We start from the raw sequence: 20,912 nt of genomic DNA on the forward strand, positions 1-20,912 counted from the left end.
ACAGGAAGTCTCATGAAGCCTAAACTACTAAAATTTATTCCATCAGCATTCATTGCTTTTGTTTTTATCCAGTCACTATTTTTTAAATTTACCGGGTCATATGAGACTGAATTTATTTTTGGCACATTGGGAGAGTGGTCTGGTTTTACCTGGTTTGGCAACATCGGTGGTTACCTAATTGGTTTTGCAGAGCTAATCGCGGCAATACTACTCTTTACTCGTTTTCATGGTGTTGGCGCAGTGATGAGTGTAGGCATCATGTCCGGTGCTATATTCTTCCATCTATTCACTCCGTTAGGTGTTGTTATGCCCGAGTTTAATAGCGCTGGTGAAATCATAGGGAACGACGGTGGATTGTTATTTACTATGGCATGTATTGTATGGTCTTGCGGTGCGTTTCTGGCGATTATGGATATCAAAAGCGAAAACGGGTCACTTAAGCAGTTACTAAAATAGAACCACGCTTTTCGCAACACGGAGAATGTTGTTCATTTAGATAAATTTAGAGATTCAGTTCCAGCAAGTGCTGAATCTCACCACTGATATACATTTCATTTAACGCTTGATCAAACTTATCTAACTGTTGGCCTGCCATCTCCGGATGGCAAGCCATATAGTTAACACTGGTGAAAAAAACCAACTCAGGTTCACCTAACTCTATATTCATCTCTTGTGATAATTTATTTGCAGCATTGACATCAACAACCCAAAAATCGACACGGCGATGTTGCAGCATCAACAACCCTTGTTTCATCTCTCCAGTCAAACGAACATGAAAACCTTTACGCCTTAAGTATTGACCTATGCTGCTGCCAAGATAGGTTGCTATGTTATAGCGCTTAGCATCATTTAAGGTTGTCAGTGGAATGCTTCGATTAGCTGCACTGTATAATGCATATTGGACAATGGCAATTGGGCCAACCCAGCTATACTTAGATTCTCTGTCTTGGGTTCTATCGATAGGAAATACACAGGTATTCCGATTTTCCGCTACTGAGTACATCCCTCTCATTGCAGGTTTAATTGCCACCTTGTAAGGGGTTGAGGTTTTATTAAGTAACTGCTCAACCACATGCCAAGAATTGCCGCCAACAACCTTCTTATCTTCTACCGACACTAACGGAGGATTGTGGTAGGTAAATAGCGTCAGTGTATCCTCAGCCAACAATTTGGACGAAAGAAGTAATAAAAGTAGTATCGGCAAATGTACTATTTTTTCCATTGTTGGTATGACTCTTCAAATGATAACGTTTTAGGTGTACTTTCGTTGATGATCTCTTTCCATGGCGCACCTTCCTTATTGAGCCAAACCTCCGCATCAGACTTATCATTTAGTCGAGGTTCACAGCGCATATCCGCTCTATTTCCTATTTTTTTAAGTCGTGAATCCATCTCATCCGCGAGCATACGCATACTATCTTCGACCGTGACATCACCTTTAACCGCTGGGCCAATATGCTGCCACCAGACACTTGCAAGTTCAGCATAATCGGGCACGCTAAAACCGGTAGGTGTCCAATAGTTTCGAGCGTCACTTTGGTAGAATTCCAATAATCCCCCCCACTCTTTCGATCTTGCCTGTAAATAGGAGGATTGAATGTCGGACTGACGTATGGGAGTAAAACCATTCAAAAACTTCTGCATGGATACGGTTTTAGATACTGTAAACTGTGCGTACAACCATGCTGCTGCGCTTCTTTTATCTGGCGTAAGCCACAAAAATGTCCAGCCACCAATATCCTGATATCCCGATTTCATTCCTTCTTTCCAGTACTTTCCTCTCGGTGAAGGTGCGACACGCCACACTGGTTCCCCTTTCTCATTCATTACCGAAGAGTCAGCAGCAGAAAGATCCGGCAAAAATGCTGTATACCAGAAGATCTGTTGAGCAATATTTCCTTTAGCCAAGTATTCACTAGAGGAGACAAAGTCCTGTTCAATGGCTTCTGGTGGAGCGTACTGCGTTAACCATTGAACGTATTTGTTTACCGCGTATATTGCCGCAGGACTATCAAGAGCGCCCCCTCTTGAAACACTAGCGCCCGCCGGGTGACAATCGTTCAAACGAATGCCCCAATCGCCAACCGATGAATCTGTTTGGTTTGCTCCGGCAAGGCTCAACCATGAATCAGATATCCGCCAGCCCAATGAGGGGTCAAAATGACCATAATCCATATGGCCCCACACCCTTCTATCATCAATGTATTGAACTTTCTCGGTAAAGAACTCGGCAATGTCTTGATAAGCCGCCCAGTTTTGTGGGACACCTAGAGCGTAACCGTACAGCTGTTTAAACTGTTTCTGTAAATCGGGACGAGAAAACCAATCATGCCGATACCAATACAAGTTAGCAAATTGTTGGGTAGGTAACTGATAGAGAATGTCATCTGGGCCAGTGACAAAATCGATGCCTATGAAATCATCCAAAGCCAGCGTAGGTAACGTAATATCGCGCCATTTATCATTTATCATCTCAGAAATAGCGACCACTTTTTGACTACGGTAATGAGTACCTAAGAAGTCAGCATCATTAACGTACGCGTCATATAAGCTAATTCCGGTATCCAACTGAACTTGAAGCTTCTTCACCAAATCATCTTCTTCGGTGATTTCATGAACCACATGAATACCCGTTAATTCAGTAAATGCCTTCGCCAATACATTAGATTCATACCTATGCGTTGCAATATTCTCAGATACCACACGGATGGTCATCCCTTGAAAAGGTTTAGCCGCATCCATAAACCACTTAAGCTCTTCTTTTTGCTGAGATTCCGATAAGGTGGAGTGTAAAAACTCATCACTAAGCAAACGCTTAATAATATGTTCTTGTTTCACTGTTAATTGATGACTTTCTGCGTATATTGAGCCGCTGACAAGTAGGGACACCAATGCGCAATGAGAATATTTAAATTTTGCCAATTTACTTTCTCTAGTTAGTTCTTTGATCACTCTGTTCTATTGAATACCTAAACAATACAAAAACGATACCTTATAAGGCTAGGATAAATCGATAAAAAAGCGAGCTTTTCTTAATGATAACTCACAAGTTAAGCCCGCTTATTTGAACCATAGTAACATCATTTTCGTTAACTTATTGAACGGCTCATACAATCGCAAATAATCAATATCTGACTTGTATAAGTCACTGACTAGCGGCTGTCATTGTTTCGAAAGAAAACCGCTGTTCTGATTTAAAAAGGTTAATTTTAAAAGAAGAAATCAGAAGGTAGATCATATCATTAATCAACTATAAGTCATTAGTAAACAATGAATTAACAGTGAACTACAAGTTGATAGTAAACTGATCTTGAGCCGTATGCTGTATGGTTGTATTGGTTTTTTCAGCTATTAGTTCAATTTGGTTTCTATCCAGTTCATAAGGCATCATCAAAGTCAGTTCACCAATGCCTTCTAGTTTTGCGAGCCTTACTAAGCGAATCAAGTTTCTTTCATCACTGCTTCGAGTAGACAAAGATTTGCTTGCTTGTTGCCATAACCTGTCTTCGGGCGCAGTTAAATCCTTGACACTGTCCTTCCATACCGTGGTAAATACTGGCGCAATTGACGAAAGTATCTCTATAAATGTTAGTTTTTTCTTACTAGACGCACCTAAAAATGACGTGTAATCAAAAACCACAGATACAGCTTCATTTTTTTCCATTATCTCCTCCACAGGATAGCGGTAAACAACAAACGCGTAAGGCTACTATTACGCACCTTTTTACATACATCAATACGATATAAAACAACAATCTTTTGTCATCGGTTAATTAAGACAAAAAGCATATAAAAACCAAGCTGTTAACAAACAACCTACAGCCTAACGAAGTAATGTATAACGTTTTTAATATTTCAACTACCGAAGTAATTAAAAAGGTTATTAAAAAACAGTAACTTCGGTGATCAATTAACGTACATCAACAATACGGCTACCTTTTTTATACTGAATTCGCCACCCTTGCCACCTTGGTAGTTCCCACCTTTTTGGATCGCCTCTTCGTAATCCATTTTTATAGATAACATAGACCCGTTTTTGAGCCGCATGATATTCAACCGTCAGTTGCAGGTCACCTAGATTTAATATCAACGGATAGGTAGAAGCAAACTCTTCATACTGCCAATAAGGGATTCCTTCAAACAGAAAATCCTCTGCTTGAAACAGCTCTAGCTCGTCAGCGTCAGAAATGCCCAGATCCACTAATTGTTTAGTAAACCACTGTTCAAAACTCAGATCATTGTGCTGTTGACAGAATGCATCTAAACCCAGCTCAACATAAAGTCGCCAATGAGTGATCTCTTCGCTTCGTTGCCGAGCAAAGCCACTAAGAAAAGTTTCAGCAACAACGGCTTCTATAATGGGCTTCAGCACTAAGTTACCTTCTGGAACAACCAGCTTGCGGCAAATTATTCTCCCGGCATAAGTTAAAGCTAGCTGAGAATACAACACGCCATCTTCTACAACTGTTTCCCCTTGAACCCAATCGCCAATAGAGAGCTCCGACAGATACGACAACGAACAGGGAAACATTATCGTACCGAGGTTTAACGTCTGTTTTACTCCTCGTCCCGGAGTTGAGTGTTGATCAAAGACGATTGCAGCCTCTGCTTCGTCATTAAATAGACTATTACGAGCTGGCGATATTTCTACATAACCATTGGCCAGCATTTGCCTACGTTTTTCTCGACGGACATAGAGCAGCTCAGGGTGAGTATCCACCACTGCGGTAAAAAAGGATTTTCTATCAAAACGAGAAGCGACTTCTAATTCAGGTAGATGAAACAGTTTCCGTATTTGTCGTGCCATCGCTTGTGCTTCAAATAGCGCTTGGTGGTCAACGTCTAACGCCTGACATTGCTCTCCTCGAACGAGTCGAATGATCAACTCGACATCACAACTGGCAGGCAACCAGTCTGCCAAATGTTTTAATTTCTCTTCACTCGTTGGTAATTTGTATAGATATCCAGCAACAGATAAGCCTGCAGCAAGATCGATCATTGCTTCTTGCAGGGCTCTGGTTGGCATTCTAGTCAATAGGTCGGCATAAAGCACGTCAATTGCTAAAGGATAGAGTATTTCACCATGTTCTGTTGCTATTCCTTCACGATCAATCGCTCGCATAACAGTTAATGTTTTCTTTGCTTGTTGGATTGATTTTTCTGGCAATAATTCCAAAAAGGCCAGCTGATCAAGATGAAACCCACAACAAGCACTCGCTAACATCGCTTCGGTTAACTCTCCTCTCAGTAACTCTGGAGGAGTCACTGCTGCAAGTGCGGCGTGCTGACCATACATTCGAATACACTGACCATCCATAACCCGACCCGCTCGTCCAGCCCTCTGGTTCGCACTCGCTTTAGATATCGCCGTTAAACTTAGCACCGTACGACCATTTCTTTGGCTGGTTCTTCGCTCCAAACCGGAGTCAATCACTAATGATATATTGGCGATAGTTAATGAGGTTTCTGCCACATTGGTGGCCAACACGATTTTTTGCTGAACTGAGGGGGTTAATGCTCTCTCTCTCTCTCGGTCCGATACAGATGCATGCAATTGCACGACATCTACGCCATCAATGGCGACGAGCATCTGGGCACACATACTAATCTCTTTACGGCCGGGCAAAAAAACCAAGATATCACCGTCACATGTGGCGAGCTCTGTACGTACGACATCCACTACTCTTTTATCTAGCCCTCTCCCGTCAGGCAGATAATGGCTATCCGCCGCCCTATAGCTCACCACGACATGATGTAATCTACCTGATGCTACCAGTCGCTTTGCTTTTACATACTTTGCTAGTTTTTCACCTTCTATGGTGGCAGACGTTATCACAAGCCGATGGCTAGCGTTCTCTTTCAACATTGCCACCAAAAGATCCATGTCCCAACGTCGCTCGTGATACTCATCGATCAGGACTATATCAAAATCACTCAATCTATTTTCGGAAAACCAACGTAGCGCAACGCCTGGGGTAACGAACAACACTTGCGTGTCATCACTATACTGACCATCTAACTTAATAGCATATCCAATAGACTCACCCAACTTACTCCCCTCTTGTTGAGCGATGTAACTGGCTAGAGAAGTACAAGCAATGCGTCTTGGCTCAACAACCAATACGCGGCCAAACTGACTCGCCCAGAGAGGTAACCGAGTGGACTTCCCTGACCCCGTTTCGGCTTCAACGACAATATGATGATGCTTAATCAGTTGATTAAACTGCTCTTTTATCGAATCAATAGGAAGGAAAGACATAAATGAGATAAACCGCACAATATTAAATCGGAAGTGAGATATTATACTGAATCTGCGTCAATATGCTTGTGTGAATAACGGTTCTACCATATAAACAACCTCTTTTTATAACCCACTCAGCAAGTTCATACGCCAAGAGATATCCATGCTTGAATTTATTGCCCCATTAGGCGGCTATATCGCACAATATATACCAGAAATATCCATCGCTTTTATCGCTTGTTTCTTGGTAATGTTAGGTAACGATATAAATCGACTGGTTAGAAAGTTGATGATTAGACAACCATTTATTCTGAGAACAGTCGCTTTTATCTTGCTTAACGCATTTGGTTATGGCTTGCTCATTGTAAAAGCGTCCCCTTATCTCGCTAGCTGGTTGCGTTCATTGGATTCAGAAATACTCATTTTAACGATACTGATTGCATTTTCACTTATCGGCATTTGGGCACAAAGAAATCGTCATGTTTAGAGCCGCTATGTTTGAGGAAAGAATTTGAACTTTACTGTCAATAAACGAATTAAAATAGCTTTCTGTACACTGGTTATCATGACCTTGTGCAGCTTGTTATTTGCCGATCGTTTAATCAGTTGGGGTTCTGAGGATAAAATCTTTGTTCAAGCTGAAAATCTTCCAAACTATGATGTAGCATTAGTTCTGGGCACCAGTAAATACTTAGGCAAAGTATTGAATGATTATTACGCTAACAGAATTAATGCCGCCATCTCTCTCTACAATGAAAAGAAAGTGGAAGCTTTCTTGTTAAGTGGTGATAATGCGCACCGTTCATACAATGAACCATGGACAATGAAAAGAGATCTGCTTAAAGCCGGTGTTCCTGAACAAGCTATTTTTCTTGACTATGCAGGCTTTAGAACGCTTGATTCTATTGTTCGTTCTAAAGAAATTTTTGATGCCGATGAATTTATTATCATTACTCAAAAATTTCATTGCGAGCGTGCGCTATTTATTGCTCAGCACTTCAACATTCACGCAGTCTGTCTGGCAGTACCCGGTCCACAGCAGCATTCAGGTATTAAGGTTCGGATTAGAGAGGTTTTCGCTCGTGTGAAAGCCCTGCTTGATATCTATATATTTGCTACTCAACCTAAATTTCTTGGTCCCAAAGAGCCTATTAATCTCAATGGCCAAACCTCGTAATATTCACGCCATTTATTTATCTAGATCAATTTTTCATTCCATTTTGTTTATAAATCAACCTGCTTTCCGCCTGATTTTCAAACCCTCTTCTATACTAATATTTGGATATTTACTCTAATTGTCATTGATGGAACAGGCATGGAAGCCACGATTTAAAATTATTGAACCGTCTGTTGAATCAGTAACATTTACACCAATAACTTTTACTTATTAGGACCTGTTAACGGATCACCGCTATTTTGCACTGTTTGTTACTGCTTGATATCTGACGACATTCAAGTTGAATAGATTATCTACTCAATAGCTCAACAGGCCTTAGACATTCGACGTTCAACTATCAGGAGTGTGCTATGTTGACTTCATCTTCTCATTCCCCATTATCAATGTTTAATAGAAATGCACTCATTCTCATTGCCGATAGTGCACTCTTTATCACATTGCTCTTCACTCTTCCTTATGATGAGAGCGTCGTAAAAGGCTTAAGCATACTCATATTTATCGCCATTTTGTGGTTAACCGAAGCGCTTCATGTCAGTATCACCGCCCTTCTGGTACCTATGCTGGCTGTTATTTTTAATATTTTCGATACCTCCTCAGCATTAAGTCATTTTTCCAACTCTATTATCTTTATTTTTCTTGGCGGATTTTCATTAGCGGCTGCGCTTCACAAACAGCAAATAGATAAAGCCATTGCGGATCAAGTACTCATTGCCGCCAAAGGAAAAATGTTCACCGCTGTGATGATGCTATTTACCGTGAGTGCGATGCTCTCAATGTGGATATCCAACACCGCAACAATCGCCATGATGCTGCCTTTAGTATTGGGCGTCATGAGCAACATTGATGAGAAAAAGCACGCAAGTACATATGTATTCGTTCTACTTGGTATCGCTTATTGCGCTTCGATCGGAGGAATCGCAACCTTAGTCGGTAGCCCGCCAAACGCCATTGCCGCAGCTGAACTAGGACTGAGCTTTACCGAATGGGTAGCAATGGGCCTACCTGTTTCATTAACCTTGCTGCCGATTGCTGTCATTGTGATCTACATAATGACCAAGCCAAACCTAAAACACACTTTTGATATTCACCACACCCCACTTGAGTGGACGAATAAACGCAAACTTACCTTAATCATTTTTCTAATTACCGTGTCATTTTGGGTGTTTAGCAAGCCCATCAATGCCCTGCTCGGAGGATATGCTAAGTTTGATACCTTGGTGGCTATCGGTGCAATACTGATGCTTGGAGCGACTCGCGTTGTTGAGTGGAAAGATATAGAAAAAACCGTCGATTGGGGGGTATTGCTGTTATTTGGTGGCGGTATCTGTTTAAGTAACGTTCTCAAAGCGACAGGAACAAGTGTTTTTCTCGCGCAAGAGTTAAGCCAACTGCTGAACCAAATGAATATGTTCATCACCCTTCTTGCCATTATCGCTTTTGTTGTTTTTCTTACTGAATTTGCAAGTAATACCGCCAGTGCAGCACTATTGATCCCTATATTTGCCAGCATTGCTGAGGTGTTAGGAGTCTCTCCTATTATATTGTCGGTAATCATCGCGATATCAGCGTCATGTGCATTTATGCTGCCCGTAGCAACTCCTCCGAATGCACTGGTATTTGCCTCTGGTCATATCGAACAAAAAGAGATGATGCGTGTAGGGATAGTGCTTAATTTAGTCTGTATTCTTACCTTGTCCATCATTGCTCATTTTTTCTGGTAGTCAGCGTAAAACTGATTAACAATAAACCTCGCGCAACCGAGTCATTTAGCAATATTGCAGCGTAATCAAGCTGCATTATTGCTATCAATTCCTTTAGATTTATAGCCTATATTGATGCCTCACCATCTAGTATAAAAACCAATTATCCAATCTGAACTCTGTTTTACCTTTATCCTCAGAGATATTTTCCTTACAATCGTAAAAAATTAAAATTATTCGGAGTCAGCTCAATGAGTGAAGTAAAACACTGCAAACTATTAATCCTTGGTTCAGGACCAGCCGGATATACCGCAGCGGTTTATGCAGCACGTGCCAACCTTAATCCAGTCCTCATCACTGGTATGCAACAGGGAGGACAGTTAACGACAACAACCGAAGTAGAAAACTGGCCTGGAGATGCAGAAGGTCTAACTGGCCCGGCACTGATGGACCGCATGAAAGAGCATGCCGAAAAATTTGAAACTGAAATGGTGTTCGATCAAATAACTGACGTTGATCTCTCCTCTCGTCCTTTTCGCTTGAAAGGAGACAGCAAAGAGTACAGTTGCGATGCTCTGATAATCTCAACCGGAGCCTCTGCAAAATATTTGGGCTTACCTTCAGAAGAGAATTTTAAAGGTCGTGGAGTGTCCGCCTGTGCAACATGTGATGGATTCTTTTATCGAAATCAAAAAGTAGCGGTTGTCGGTGGAGGCAATACAGCGGTAGAAGAAGCTCTTTATTTATCTAATATTGCTGCTGAGGTACACCTGATTCATAGACGTGAAGGCTTTAGAGCTGAAAAAATCTTAATGAAGCGCCTAATGGACAAAGTCAGTAGTGGTAACATCATTTTGCATACTCACCGCACGCTGGATGAAGTGCTCGGAGATGAAATGGGCGTCACGGCAGTTCGTCTTCAAGACACATTAACAGATGCTAAAGAAGTACTTGATGTAATGGGCGTATTTATAGCCATTGGCCATCAACCAAACACCGCGATCTTTAACCAGCAGCTAGAAATGAACAACGACTATATTGTTGTTCAGTCAGGGTTAAATGGCAATGCGACACAAACCAGTATTGAAGGGGTATTTGCCGCTGGAGACGTTATGGATCATAACTATCGTCAGGCTATCACTTCCGCAGGTACAGGCTGTATGGCGGCGCTAGATGCTGAGCGTTACCTAGATTCATTAGACAATGCTCAGTAATCAAGATCACCGTGAAGGTTTAATCAGACTTTTATTGGTGCCTGATCAAGGCACGACAATCCGGCGGTATTACCGCTGGATTTCTTTTTGTATACTTGGTCGGTCATGTAAGCGATAAACCATCGATCGTATTACAGCAAGTATTGAGCAGAAGCTTGATTCGCCTTACCCATCGTGTTGTCGAACAGATTTTGGATAGCCGGCTACTAGGTGAACTTCCTAATAACTATTATTAAAGAAAGCCATAAAATAATGGACAAAACTAAACAACGAAACTTAAACAATTGGTTGAAACAGCAAGGAAAACTGGCTAAACGCTGGCTGGTTATCAGTATTTCTCTTGGTGTTTTATCCAGTCTATTTTTGCTAGCTCAAGCCGGATTACTGGCTTCCATTCTTCATCAACTTATTATTGAACAAACCGATAAATATCAGCTAGTTAATTACTTTATCGGCTTAGGTGTGTCTGTGATTGGACGAGCAGCGTGTACTTGGGGACGTGAAGTCGCAGGATTTAAAGCCGGAGAGCAAATACGAATATATATTCGCCAACTTATTTTAGACAGGTTAAGAGAGGTTGGACCCGCTTATATAAAAGGAAAGCCAGCAGGAACTTGGGCAACTCTGCTATTAGAGCAAGTTGAAGATATGCAAGACTTTTTTGCCCGCTACCTTCCCCAAATGTCCTTATCGGTGTTAGTACCATTAATCATACTGATTGTGGTTTTCCCGACCAACTGGGCTGCAGGTTTGATCTTTCTCATCACTGCCCCATTGGTACCTTTTTTCATGGCACTAGTAGGAAAAAAAGCCTCTGACGCCAATAGGAAGAATTTTAAAGCGCTGCAACGATTATCCGGCCATTTCTATGATCGTCTGCAGTCCATGACAACGATTAGGTTATTTAATCGCACTGAAGCAGAAACAGAGACCCTTCGCGGTGCGTCTGAAGTTTTCCGTAGCAGAACAATGGATGTACTAAAAGTCGCCTTTCTATCATCTGCCGTATTAGAGTTTTTCACCTCAATCTCCATCGCCATCACTGCGGTTTATTTTGGCTTTAGTTTTATTGGCGAATTAGACTTTGGTTACTATGGCAGTGGCATTACTCTATTTACCGGTTTATTTATACTTATTCTCGCTCCTGAATTTTATCAGCCGCTTCGTGACTTAGGCACTTTTTATCACGCTAAGGCTCAAGCAGTTGGCGCAGCAGAGAGTATCGTAGAATTTCTCGATACTGACGTTACGGTATTAAGCCAAGGCTCACAATCTATCACCGATGTTGAAAACCTAACCATCACAGCCAAAGAGCTGGTGGTTAAAAGCCCACAAGGTAAACAGCTATTAGGTCCAGTATCATTCCATCTAGCCGCTAACAAAACCACCGCATTAGTTGGCCCAAGCGGGGCAGGAAAAACCAGCTTGATCAACGCCATTCTGGGCTTTTTGCCCTATGAAGGCAGTTTACAGGTCAATGGGGTTGAGCTTAACCAGTGTGATCTCAAGCAGTGGCGAGAGCAAATTAGCTGGGTAGGACAAAACCCGCTGCTGCTGCATGGCTCGATAAAAGAGAACATTACTCTTGGAAATGATGACGTGAGCAACAACGATATTAACCATGCTTTAGATGACTCTTTTGCGATGGAGTTCGTCCATCAGCATGGTCTCGATTATCAAATAAGTGACCGTTCCGGTGGTTTATCAGTCGGGCAAGCTCAACGTCTTGCATTAGCAAGAGCCATGCTTCAAAAAGGTAACTTCTGGCTACTGGACGAACCAACGGCAAGTTTGGATGCTCGTAGCGAGAAACTGGTTATGACTGGCATCAAAAACAAAACAGAAAACCGCACATCCTTGATGATTACCCATCAGCTCACTCAGCTGCAAAATGTTGATATGATCTTAGTGATGGAATCAGGGAAATTGGTTGAATCAGGCGACTATATGCAATTAAGTAGCAGCGGAGGGCTATTCTCAACCATGTTACATAGCCGTTCAGCACAGTTAAATGAAGAAAAAGGAGATCTTGATGCGTGAGTTAATTCCTTTTCTTAAACTATACAAAAAGCATTGGTTTGGTTTATCGCTAGGTATGATCCTCGCATTCTTAACCTTATGCGCATCTATTGGGTTACTCACCCTTTCAGGTTGGTTTATCTCCGCTGCAGGCATCGCCGGGCTAACGATAGCAAGACAAACGTTTAACTACATGTTGCCGGGAGGTGGCGTTCGTGGATTAGCGATAGCACGGACAGCCGGACGCTGGGGAGAAAGAGTCGTTAGCCATGACGCGACGTTTAAATTGTTAACTGAATTACGGATTTTCTTCTTTAAGAAGTTAACCCCTCTTGTTCCAGGGACAGTTGCCAACTTACGCGATGGTGATTTGCTAAACCGACTTGTTGCCGATGTCGATGCAATGGATCACGTCTATTTACGCCTTATCAGCCCTATTGTTGTTGGTCTATTCGCGAGTATTTCCCTAACCTTTTTCTTAGGATGGTTTGATGCAGACTTAGCGATGGTTTTGGGTGTCATTCTGTTTTCACTTCTACTCATATGGCCAGTACTCTTTTATCAATTAGGGAAAAAGAACGGTCATCAGCTTACCCATAACAAAGCTTCACTAAGAGTAACCTCTCTCGATTGGTTACAGGGTCACAGTGAATTGGTACTGTTTGGTGCCGAAGAACGTTATCACGATGCCATTTTAGAAGCTCAATCTAAACTTCTAAAAAATCAATCCGTTAACGCTAACTTAACCGGAATTGCAAGTGGCTTGCTGATGCTTTCCAATGGGCTCGCACTTATCGCCATTCTTTGGTTAGCAGCAGATGGTGTTGGTGGAAACCCACCTGACCCTATGATCGCCATGTTCGCATTTGCCACCATGGCGAGCTTTGAACTATTGATGCCCATCGCGGGAGCATTTCAGTATTTAGGTCAAACACTAACCTCCGCTCGTCGACTAAACGAAATCATTACTGCAACACCAGATGTTGAGTTCCCATTATCTGGCGAATTGACCTCAACAAACTTTGATATACAGCTTAACGACATATTTTTCCGCTATCCCGATGCAGAAAATAACGCAATTAACGGCTTAACTCTTAACGTAGAACATCAGAGCCATGTGGCTATTCTTGGCCAAACTGGCTCAGGGAAATCGACCTTACTGCAATTACTCTGTCGTTACTGGGATGTAGAGAAAGGCAACATATCCATTGCGGGTACACCATTGACGCAAATTAGTGAAGCGACTTTGCGAAACTCTATCTCAGTAGTTAGTCAACGAGTAGATATTCTTAATGGCTCGCTAAGAGATAATTTAATAATGGCCAACCCTAACGCTAGCGATGAGACCATCTCCGACATACTACAGCAAGTAGAGCTCTCATCACTTACAGAAGAGAAAGGGTTAGATACTTGGTTAGGAGATGGTGGACGACAGCTATCTGGTGGTGAGAGGCGTCGAATAGGCATTGCTCGTGCTATTTTGCATAACGCCCCTATCGTATTGCTGGATGAACCAACCGAAGGATTAGATAAGAAAACTGAGCAACAAATACTGTCGTTATTTGACAAATTCTTTGCCAATAAAACGGTAATATTTATCACTCATCGCTTGGTCAATTTAGAGCAGATGGACAATATTTGTCTAATAGAAAATGGCCAAATTATTGAGCAAGGACGTCACCAAACGTTGATGAAAGAACAAGGTCGCTACTTCCAACTTCATCAAACTTTGTAGCGATAGCTGATTAAAGCTGACCAACTAAAAAAGCCACTCTATAGAGTGGCTTTTACTATACTAAATACGATACGAGTTTGACTTATGCATTCTCTTTCTCAAACTGCTGCATAAACGCTACTAGCGCTTTTACCCCTTCAATAGGCATAGCATTATAAATAGAGGCTCGCATTCCTCCCACCGCACGGTGTCCTTTCAGCGCTTTAAGTCCAGCTTTGTCAGCCAAGGACAAGAACTCGCCATCTAGCTCAGGTTTGGCTAACTGAAAAGGAACATTCATCAAAGAGCGATTTTGCTCATGCACGTTATTGCTGTAGAAATCAGATTGATCGATATAGTCATAAAGTAACGCGGCTTTTGCTCGGTTAACTTCTTCTATCGCAGCAACGCCACCCTGCTCTTTTAACCATTTAAACACCAAGCCTGACAAGTACCACGCGTAAGTTGGCGGCGTATTAAACATTGAATCCTTTTCTGCCAACACTTTATAGCTAAGAATGCTTGGCAACTCTTTTCTTGCCAACTCTAATAAATCATCTCTCACTATCGCGATACAGATGCCAGCAGGACCAATGTTCTTTTGCGCACCAGCGTAAATCACTCCATATTTGCTAACGTCGATTTTACGAGACAAAATAGTTGATGACATATCCGCGACAATCGGTTTATCCGTGATGGGTAGTTCATTTATTTCTATGCCATCAATGGTTTCATTAGGGCAAAAATGAACATAAGCAGCATCTTCAGCTATCGTCCAATCAGACGCCGGTTTTATAGCTACTTTGCCCTCTTTTTCACTCTTCACATCCACCACATCAGGTTGACAATATTTTCTCGCTTCTTTTACCGCACTTTCTGCCCAGTAGCCGCCATCAATATACGTTGCAGTATCACTATCACCAAGTAGGTTCATAGGAACAGCAGCAAACTGAGCTCTCGCTCCGCCCTGACAAAACAGCACTTTATAGTTACTAGGAATGTCCAGAAGATCTCGTAAATCTTGCTCCGCAGTCTCAGCCACTTGAATAAACTCTTTACTACGATGGCTAATCTCCATCACCGATGTGCCTAACTCATTCCAGTTAACTAATTCAGACTGCGCCTTTTCCATTACTGCTTTAGGTAAGGCGGCGGGTCCTGCACTGAAATTGTAAATCGTTCCCATGACGGTCATTGCTCCTGCGGTTATTAAATTGAATGGATATTACTTTTCTATATTCTCAAGTAATAACATGTTTTCCCATGATAAAAAAGCACAAAAAAGGGCTCAAAAGAGCCCTTTTTTAACAATGAGAAAAAAATCTATGCTTAATTCGCCATTCCGGACATCAATAGAGCAATAAGTGGAATTTTTTCACCGCTAGCAAACTGCAAGTTTCCATTGGCAATTTCTGCATCCATTCTATAGCCATCATCCGCTTTAAACATATATTCCATAACCAGCAACTCATCAATTCCCTGATGCACAAATGGGTACGCATCAGCTAAGCCATTAGAAATATAGGTATCTAAGTTGCCCGTTAACTGAGGTATCAATTGATTGATGTCTTGAGTAATACTTTGCATGCCCTCAGGTATCTCTAATCGCCACTGAGAATCAAACTGACCGTCAACCAAATTAAACTGCATCTTATTCATGGCCAGATAAAAACCTTTTTCAAATAAGACATCAATTTGTGGCGCAGACTCTGCAAGCACTTGCTCGGTTATAACCGGATTATTTTGATAAGTTGAAACCAAGGATTCAAAAGAGTTTAAATCTAAACCACCAAGTGAGAAATCCACCTGTAACTGCTGCAACTGGCCATCGCTAGAGGTGATTTCGCCGGTACTTAACAGATGGTTAGTTTCAATTCTGTCTCCACCCTCATTAGTATTGGATGAAAACTTATAGCGAATATCCTTTGCGCTGGCTAAAGTCTCACCTTGCCCGGTCATCATAGAGATGGTTTCAATATTCAGTGACTGTTCACCATGCCAAAACTGATTCACTTTCTTGCCGCTCACGCTGCCTGTCATATTCGAGAACGAGACGTGCTCATTATTACTAAAAGCGAGCTGGATAGAAGGAAAGTCGTAGTTAAAATCAAGCTGACCAAGAACAGTGGCATTTCCCTCTATCGTCGACTTGCTGATATAGATAGCACCCTGATCATCATCCAAGCTGTAATTTACCTTATCCAACAACAGAGAAAACTCTGTATTTCCATTTAGCTGAGTTGTTGTAGTCAGGGTGAGAGGAACGTCTGGAACATCAACTAATCGAGATTCTGCCGCTATGCGCAACAAACCATGCTTTATATCATGTTCAACTTCAAACTCAGTAGGAAGGCCATCCAAGCTCAACTGTTCTTTAAGTTGCGGATCATTAACGGAGTATCTGGTTACCGCTTGAGCAGACAAATACCCTCTATCATAACTGATTATCTCAACAGAATAGTCACCATTATTCAGTTGGTTAGCACCATCCGTTAACACATTTTGCGCTATTTGTCCGACAGCAAGCGGCCAACATGCCACCAGAACAACTGCTCCGCCAATTGCTGCTATTTTTTTCAACTCTTTCATGACTTCTCTTTATAATCGCTAAGGAATTAAACCTAGTTTAGCCTAGTTGAATTTAAGTTAAAACCTTGAGTTATATCAGGCTTTTCCAACAGATAAGTGAAAGAACTTTACTCACCTCTCAACTCGCACGATCGAAAGTTGTTACATTGAGCAATAAAACCTAAATGAGGTAGTTGTGAATCCTTACCTAGTATTATATTTAGATGATGATCCAATATCCGCTGAGTTATTGAGAAAAGAGCTATCGCCACTATCAAATTTGTTTGATATTTACTGTGTTGACTCTCCAGAGGAAGCAATGCAGACCTTGGAGTATGCCAAAGAACAGCAGCAAAAAGTGGCAATGGCCATTGCGGCTAGTAGCCAATCATTTAACGGTGCCGATTTTTTAATCCATTTAGACAAAACCGAGCACAGTAAAGACTCTCGTAAAGTATTGCTCAGTGATGGCGAGGACATTGATAGCATTCTCGCGGCAGTCAATGAAGGACGCCTCGATCACTGCTTGACCAAACCGCTTAAACGTAACGCCCTACTCGATACCGCCAAAAAAGAGCTCACAACGTTTATCCTCGGCATCAAAGATGAAAACTGGTTACATTACAGCGGCGTCCTTGATCAATCTCGTATTCTAAGCGCTCATATTGAGAATAAGCTCGACTCTTTTCGAACGGGGTTCATTCACAACTTTCATGAACTTAGTGACACTTACTTAGCTGATCAATTTATCGGTTCACTACTGGAGTTTTTCTCTGAGAAAGATGAAACAAAAGCGTGCCGAACTTACTCGCCAGACCATCTATTAACAGTAGAAGGCGAACCCAATCAATTTTTGTGGTTTATCGTGGAAGGTGAAGTCGCGCTTTATAAAGCCGATGAGCTACAAATACAGCGTGAAGTTGTTCGGCATGCGAAAGGCAATATCGTTGGAGGAATGTCATTTGTTACAGGTGAACTCTCCTTCTCTACCGCGATAACGCTAACCAAAACCAAAGTCATCAAACTGAATAAAGACGTGTTTGCTCAAGTCATGCACTCAGACAGTGAACTGTTACCTCTGTTTACTAATTTACTATTACGTCACTTTAATAGACGATTGCAACGCAGCATTAATACCAAACTTGAACTACAGCAAACTTATGAGTCGCTAGAAACCGCACATCAGCAACTCATTGAACGAGAAAAAATGGCGATACTGGGTCAGCTCGTTGCTGGCGTGGCACATGAATTAAATAATCCCGTTGCCGCGATTTTGAGAGGAGCCGATACATTAACATCAAAAATTGATGAACTGATACACTCGCCTCTCCCTGCGTCTCATCAAGAACTTGGTGCAAGTATTCTCAACGAGTCTCTTCTCTCTCGTCCTATGTCTACATCAGAGATTCGTCAGCAGACCAAATCCATTCTGCCTTCCATTGGCGATAAACAACTGGCTAAAAAAGTGGTTCAACTTAACTTGCACCATGATCTCGACGAAGTCATTCAGTTAGCGAAGGAGACCAAAGATCTGGCTGGCACCATTACCGGACTCGAAAAATATCATGTAACCGGCTCAACTCTACGCTCTATTCAGGTATGTGCCAAAAGAATTGCAGATATGGTAAAAAGCCTGAAAGGATATGCTCGCCAAGATGATGAGATCATGCACGTCATTGATCTTCATGAAGGCATTGAAGATACCTTAGTCATTTTCGAGAACAAGCTGAAACGGCATACGGTGATAAAAGAGTATCAATCTCTACCTGAAATACTCTGCTTAACAAACGCATTGCAGCAAGTGTGGACCAACCTTGTATCCAATGCCATTGATGCATTTCCCGAGCATGGTGTACTTACCGTCAGCACCGAGCAAGCGATTAAAGACAACACTCACTATGCAAAGATCACCTTTGAGGATAATGGTGAAGGTATCCCTCAAGAACAACAAGACAAGATTTTTGAACTTAACTACACCACTAAAAAAGAGGGCAATTTTGGACTTGGTATTGGCCTATCGGTCTGCCAACAAATATTGGCCCAGCACAGTGGTTGGATAGAAGTCGAATCCAGCCAAAATGAATATACAAAAATGATTGTATGGCTACCATTTCAACCCGCTAATGCAGTGGTAAACACCAATAAGGAAATACGATGAAAAAATATCTTATTCTCTGTGTAGATGACGAACGAGAAGTATTAGACAGCGTTGTACAAGACCTATCTCATTTTGAAGATAACTTTATTATTGAGGGAGCGGAATCGGTATCTGAAGCGAAAGAAGTGATAGAAGAGTACGCGGAAGAGAACACCAAACTGGCACTGATTCTCTGTGATCATATTATGCCGGAGCAAACTGGGATCAGTTTCCTTATAGAGCTAAATAACCAAGATGAAACCCGCTGTGCGAAAAAATTGTTATTAACCGGGCAAGCCGATCTTGAAGCGACCGTACAAGCAGTCAATAGCGCAAGTCTGGATTTTTATATTGCTAAGCCTTGGAAAGGCGAAGAGTTGGTCAATACATTAACTCAACAACTTACTCAATATATGATTGATAATGAAACGGATCTTATGCCATGGGGACGAATACTTGATACAGAAAAGATATTTAATGCCATTGCTGCCAAAAGAAATCAATTTGGTGAATAATTACATTCCGAATCATTTGTTTTTGGCATTTATATTGCTTAAGATTTAGCTTAACAGCGCATTAGCGACAAATTTTTGGTGACTAACGCCTGTGAATGGTTAATATACTGTGTTGGATAACAGTAGTAATTGGCTTACTATCACCATTGATTAATATAGGACATAGGTTTACTTTTATTATGCGTAAAATTCTTCTTGTTGCAGGTCTTGTGCTTGCTTCTAGCTCAGTGTTTGCAGCACAGGATCCTGAGCGTATCAGCATGAGCAATTTCAACTACGACTACGCTGAAGCACGTATTGGTGCTGATCCTGTCACATTCGGTGGCGCTTATAGCAAGTCAATCCACCCTAACGCTCATGCCATTATCCGTGCAGACTCTAAATTCAAAAATGATTACAACATGGGTGCAGGTTTTGGATTTCACGCACCTATCAACAATTGGGCAGACCTTACAGGCGAAATGCTAATGCGTATGGTTGATGATAAAAATCATAGCAATGACATCGGCCTAGAATTAAACATTGGTGTACGTCAGTGGTTAGGGCCTCAGTTAGAAGTTGGTGGCCGCCTCGGTTACGTTGAAATCGACAACGATGATGACTTTGTGACTACAGTTTTCGCACGTTTTCATTCAACAGAATTATTCTCAATGGGCTTAGAAGGCAAATTTAACGATTTCTATGGTGACCAGTTAATGTTCACTACACGTTTTAAATTCTAAACCTGTTTGATTTAAAAATACCGAAGCATAATAGCTTCGGTTTTTTTATTTTCTGCGTCTATTCTTTGGGTGGCTCGCTGGAATAGCCGCTAACAAAGTTTTACTGTACTCTTCTTTTGCTGCTTCAAAAATGTCGCTAACACTACCTTCTTCAATTATCTTCCCATTTAACATTACTGCTACTCTGTCAGAAATTTGACGAATGACAGATAGGTCATGTGAAATAAAGATCATCGCTAAATTCATCTCTTTCTGCAGTTTTAATAACAGATCAATTATTTGTGCCTGAACTGAAACGTCTAGCGCTGACACTGATTCATCACATATTAGTAGTTTAGGTTTAAGTGCTATCGCTCGAGCAATTCCCACTCTCTGTCTCTGGCCACCAGAAAATTCATGCGGATAACGGTTTATACTCTCTTTGGCTAAGCCTACCTTCTCAAGCAGTTCCTCAACCCAGCGACGCCTCTCTTGCTTAGTACCAATGTTATGAATGATAAAAGGCTCCTCAATTATCATCCCTATTGAATGGCGCTGATTTAGAGACTCTAAAGGGTCTTGAAAAATTATCTGCAACTCTTTCCTTAGCGGGCGCATCTCTTTATCTGACAGTTGAGTAATATTGGTGCCTTTAAAGTAAATGTCACCGCTAGTAGGCTGATAGAGTTTTAGAATCGTTCTACCTAGGGTACTTTTGCCACAACCAGACTCCCCAACCAGACCCAATGTCTCTCCTTCTGATACATACAGAGACACACCATCAACTGCTTTTACCGTATAGCCTTTTCGGAATACTCCACCTCCGGAACGAAAGTATTGAGTAAGATTTTCTATCCGTAATATCTCTGTCATTGTCGTCTGTTGGCCTATTATCTGTTACTAACTGACACGGGTTTGAAATTCCA

General features: G+C 41.7%; 17 protein-coding genes. 10 read left to right on the forward strand and 7 right to left on the reverse strand.

Annotated elements, in window-relative coordinates; all coding sequences use genetic code 11:
- Positions 1 to 12: 12 nt before the first annotated feature.
- Positions 13 to 456 (forward strand): hypothetical protein, encoded by a 444-nt coding sequence (locus F0227_RS17975; RefSeq protein WP_171754627.1) that lies wholly within the window; start codon positions 13 to 15, stop codon positions 454 to 456.
- Between the two features lie 46 nt (positions 457 to 502).
- Here the strand turns inward: F0227_RS17975 and F0227_RS17980 are convergent, their stop codons facing one another.
- The 4 genes from F0227_RS17980 to F0227_RS17995 form a co-directional block, all read right to left on the reverse strand.
- Positions 503 to 1,222 (reverse strand): ABC transporter substrate-binding protein, encoded by a 720-nt coding sequence (locus tag F0227_RS17980; protein ID WP_171754628.1) that lies wholly within the window; start codon positions 1,220 to 1,222, stop codon positions 503 to 505.
- Positions 1,210 to 2,922 carry an ABC transporter substrate-binding protein gene (locus F0227_RS17985; protein WP_171754629.1) on the reverse strand — a complete coding sequence of 571 codons (1,713 nt, stop codon included), beginning with the start codon at positions 2,920 to 2,922 and terminating at the stop codon, positions 1,210 to 1,212. Before F0227_RS17985 ends, F0227_RS17980 begins: the two co-directional genes overlap by 13 nt.
- Before the next feature lie 364 nt (positions 2,923 to 3,286).
- Positions 3,287 to 3,664: a transporter gene (locus tag F0227_RS17990; protein ID WP_171754630.1), complete on the reverse strand. Its 378-nt coding sequence runs from the start codon at positions 3,662 to 3,664 to the stop codon at positions 3,287 to 3,289.
- A gap of 246 nt (positions 3,665 to 3,910) precedes the next feature.
- The gene (locus F0227_RS17995) at positions 3,911 to 6,259 is read right to left on the reverse strand and encodes a helicase-related protein (protein WP_171754631.1); all 2,349 of its coding nucleotides are present in this window, start codon (positions 6,257 to 6,259) and stop codon (positions 3,911 to 3,913) included.
- Between the two features lie 145 nt (positions 6,260 to 6,404).
- On the opposite strand from F0227_RS17995, the gene F0227_RS18000 reads away from it, so the two are divergent.
- The 6 genes from F0227_RS18000 to cydC all read left to right on the forward strand — a co-directional run bounded on the left by F0227_RS18000 (position 6,405) and on the right by cydC (position 14,086).
- A complete protein-coding gene (locus tag F0227_RS18000; RefSeq protein WP_171754632.1) occupies positions 6,405 to 6,728 on the forward strand; it encodes a DUF3392 domain-containing protein in 324 nt (107 codons plus the stop codon).
- A gap of 78 nt (positions 6,729 to 6,806) precedes the next feature.
- A complete protein-coding gene (locus F0227_RS18005) occupies positions 6,807 to 7,418 on the forward strand; it encodes an ElyC/SanA/YdcF family protein (RefSeq protein ID WP_171754649.1) in 612 nt (203 codons plus the stop codon).
- Between the two features lie 350 nt (positions 7,419 to 7,768).
- Positions 7,769 to 9,139: a DASS family sodium-coupled anion symporter gene (locus tag F0227_RS18010; protein WP_171754633.1), complete on the forward strand. Its 1,371-nt coding sequence runs from the start codon at positions 7,769 to 7,771 to the stop codon at positions 9,137 to 9,139.
- A 230-nt stretch (positions 9,140 to 9,369) separates the two neighbouring features.
- Positions 9,370 to 10,332, forward strand: a complete 963-nt coding sequence (gene trxB, locus F0227_RS18015) for a thioredoxin-disulfide reductase (RefSeq protein WP_171754634.1) — start codon at positions 9,370 to 9,372, stop codon at positions 10,330 to 10,332.
- A gap of 252 nt (positions 10,333 to 10,584) precedes the next feature.
- The gene (gene cydD, locus F0227_RS18020) at positions 10,585 to 12,372 is read left to right on the forward strand and encodes a cysteine/glutathione ABC transporter permease/ATP-binding protein CydD (RefSeq protein ID WP_171754635.1); all 1,788 of its coding nucleotides are present in this window, start codon (positions 10,585 to 10,587) and stop codon (positions 12,370 to 12,372) included.
- Positions 12,365 to 14,086 carry a cysteine/glutathione ABC transporter ATP-binding protein/permease CydC gene (gene cydC, locus F0227_RS18025; protein ID WP_171754636.1) on the forward strand — a complete coding sequence of 574 codons (1,722 nt, stop codon included), beginning with the start codon at positions 12,365 to 12,367 and terminating at the stop codon, positions 14,084 to 14,086. Before cydD ends, cydC begins: the two co-directional genes overlap by 8 nt.
- Positions 14,087 to 14,168: 82 nt before the next feature.
- Here the strand turns inward: cydC and serC are convergent, their stop codons facing one another.
- On the reverse strand, positions 14,169 to 15,260 hold the full coding sequence (gene serC, locus F0227_RS18030; protein ID WP_171754637.1) for a 3-phosphoserine/phosphohydroxythreonine transaminase: 1,092 nt from the start codon (positions 15,258 to 15,260) through the stop codon (positions 14,169 to 14,171).
- Positions 15,261 to 15,394: 134 nt separating this feature from the next.
- A complete protein-coding gene (locus tag F0227_RS18035; RefSeq protein ID WP_171754638.1) occupies positions 15,395 to 16,654 on the reverse strand; it encodes a DUF945 family protein in 1,260 nt (419 codons plus the stop codon).
- 175 nt (positions 16,655 to 16,829) lie between these two features.
- On the opposite strand from F0227_RS18035, the gene F0227_RS18040 reads away from it, so the two are divergent.
- The 3 genes from F0227_RS18040 (at position 16,830) to F0227_RS18050 (ending at position 20,007) form a co-directional block, all read left to right on the forward strand.
- Positions 16,830 to 18,791, forward strand: a complete 1,962-nt coding sequence (locus F0227_RS18040) for an ATP-binding protein (RefSeq protein WP_171754639.1) — start codon at positions 16,830 to 16,832, stop codon at positions 18,789 to 18,791.
- Complete coding sequence (locus F0227_RS18045; RefSeq protein WP_171754640.1) at positions 18,788 to 19,285, forward strand: response regulator; 498 nt, start codon at positions 18,788 to 18,790, stop codon at positions 19,283 to 19,285. The genes F0227_RS18040 and F0227_RS18045 overlap by 4 nt, the downstream gene beginning before the upstream one ends.
- A gap of 179 nt (positions 19,286 to 19,464) precedes the next feature.
- Entirely contained in the window at positions 19,465 to 20,007 is a 543-nt protein-coding gene (locus F0227_RS18050; protein ID WP_171754641.1) for a hypothetical protein, read from the forward strand.
- A 45-nt stretch (positions 20,008 to 20,052) separates the two neighbouring features.
- Here the strand turns inward: F0227_RS18050 and F0227_RS18055 are convergent, their stop codons facing one another.
- Positions 20,053 to 20,859, reverse strand: coding sequence for an ATP-binding cassette domain-containing protein (locus F0227_RS18055; protein WP_171754642.1), 807 nt, complete (start codon positions 20,857 to 20,859; stop codon positions 20,053 to 20,055).
- Positions 20,860 to 20,912 lie beyond the last annotated feature (53 nt).

Origin of the sequence: Vibrio sp. 99-8-1 (assembly GCF_013114595.1) — a bacterium.
GTDB lineage: Bacteria > Pseudomonadota > Gammaproteobacteria > Enterobacterales > Vibrionaceae > Vibrio.

Bases quoted from the DNA above. Each gene is read 5' to 3' on its own strand.
- F0227_RS17975 (WP_171754627.1), top strand. From the start codon at position 13: ATGAAGCCTAAACTACTAAAATTTATTCCATCAGCATTCATTGCTTTT.
- F0227_RS17980 (WP_171754628.1), bottom strand. From the start codon at position 1,222: ATGGAAAAAATAGTACATTTGCCGATACTACTTTTATTACTTCTTTCG.
- F0227_RS17990 (WP_171754630.1), bottom strand. From the start codon at position 3,664: ATGGAAAAAAATGAAGCTGTATCTGTGGTTTTTGATTACACGTCATTT.
- F0227_RS17995 (WP_171754631.1), bottom strand. From the start codon at position 6,259: ATGTCTTTCCTTCCTATTGATTCGATAAAAGAGCAGTTTAATCAACTG.
- F0227_RS18000 (WP_171754632.1), top strand. From the start codon at position 6,405: ATGCTTGAATTTATTGCCCCATTAGGCGGCTATATCGCACAATATATA.
- F0227_RS18005 (WP_171754649.1), top strand. From the start codon at position 6,807: ATGACCTTGTGCAGCTTGTTATTTGCCGATCGTTTAATCAGTTGGGGT.
- F0227_RS18010 (WP_171754633.1), top strand. From the start codon at position 7,769: ATGTTGACTTCATCTTCTCATTCCCCATTATCAATGTTTAATAGAAAT.
- trxB (WP_171754634.1), top strand. From the start codon at position 9,370: ATGAGTGAAGTAAAACACTGCAAACTATTAATCCTTGGTTCAGGACCA.
- cydD (WP_171754635.1), top strand. From the start codon at position 10,585: ATGGACAAAACTAAACAACGAAACTTAAACAATTGGTTGAAACAGCAA.
- cydC (WP_171754636.1), top strand. From the start codon at position 12,365: ATGCGTGAGTTAATTCCTTTTCTTAAACTATACAAAAAGCATTGGTTT.
- serC (WP_171754637.1), bottom strand. From the start codon at position 15,260: ATGACCGTCATGGGAACGATTTACAATTTCAGTGCAGGACCCGCCGCC.
- F0227_RS18035 (WP_171754638.1), bottom strand. From the start codon at position 16,654: ATGAAAGAGTTGAAAAAAATAGCAGCAATTGGCGGAGCAGTTGTTCTG.
- F0227_RS18045 (WP_171754640.1), top strand. From the start codon at position 18,788: ATGAAAAAATATCTTATTCTCTGTGTAGATGACGAACGAGAAGTATTA.
- F0227_RS18050 (WP_171754641.1), top strand. From the start codon at position 19,465: ATGCGTAAAATTCTTCTTGTTGCAGGTCTTGTGCTTGCTTCTAGCTCA.
- F0227_RS18055 (WP_171754642.1), bottom strand. From the start codon at position 20,859: ATGACAGAGATATTACGGATAGAAAATCTTACTCAATACTTTCGTTCC.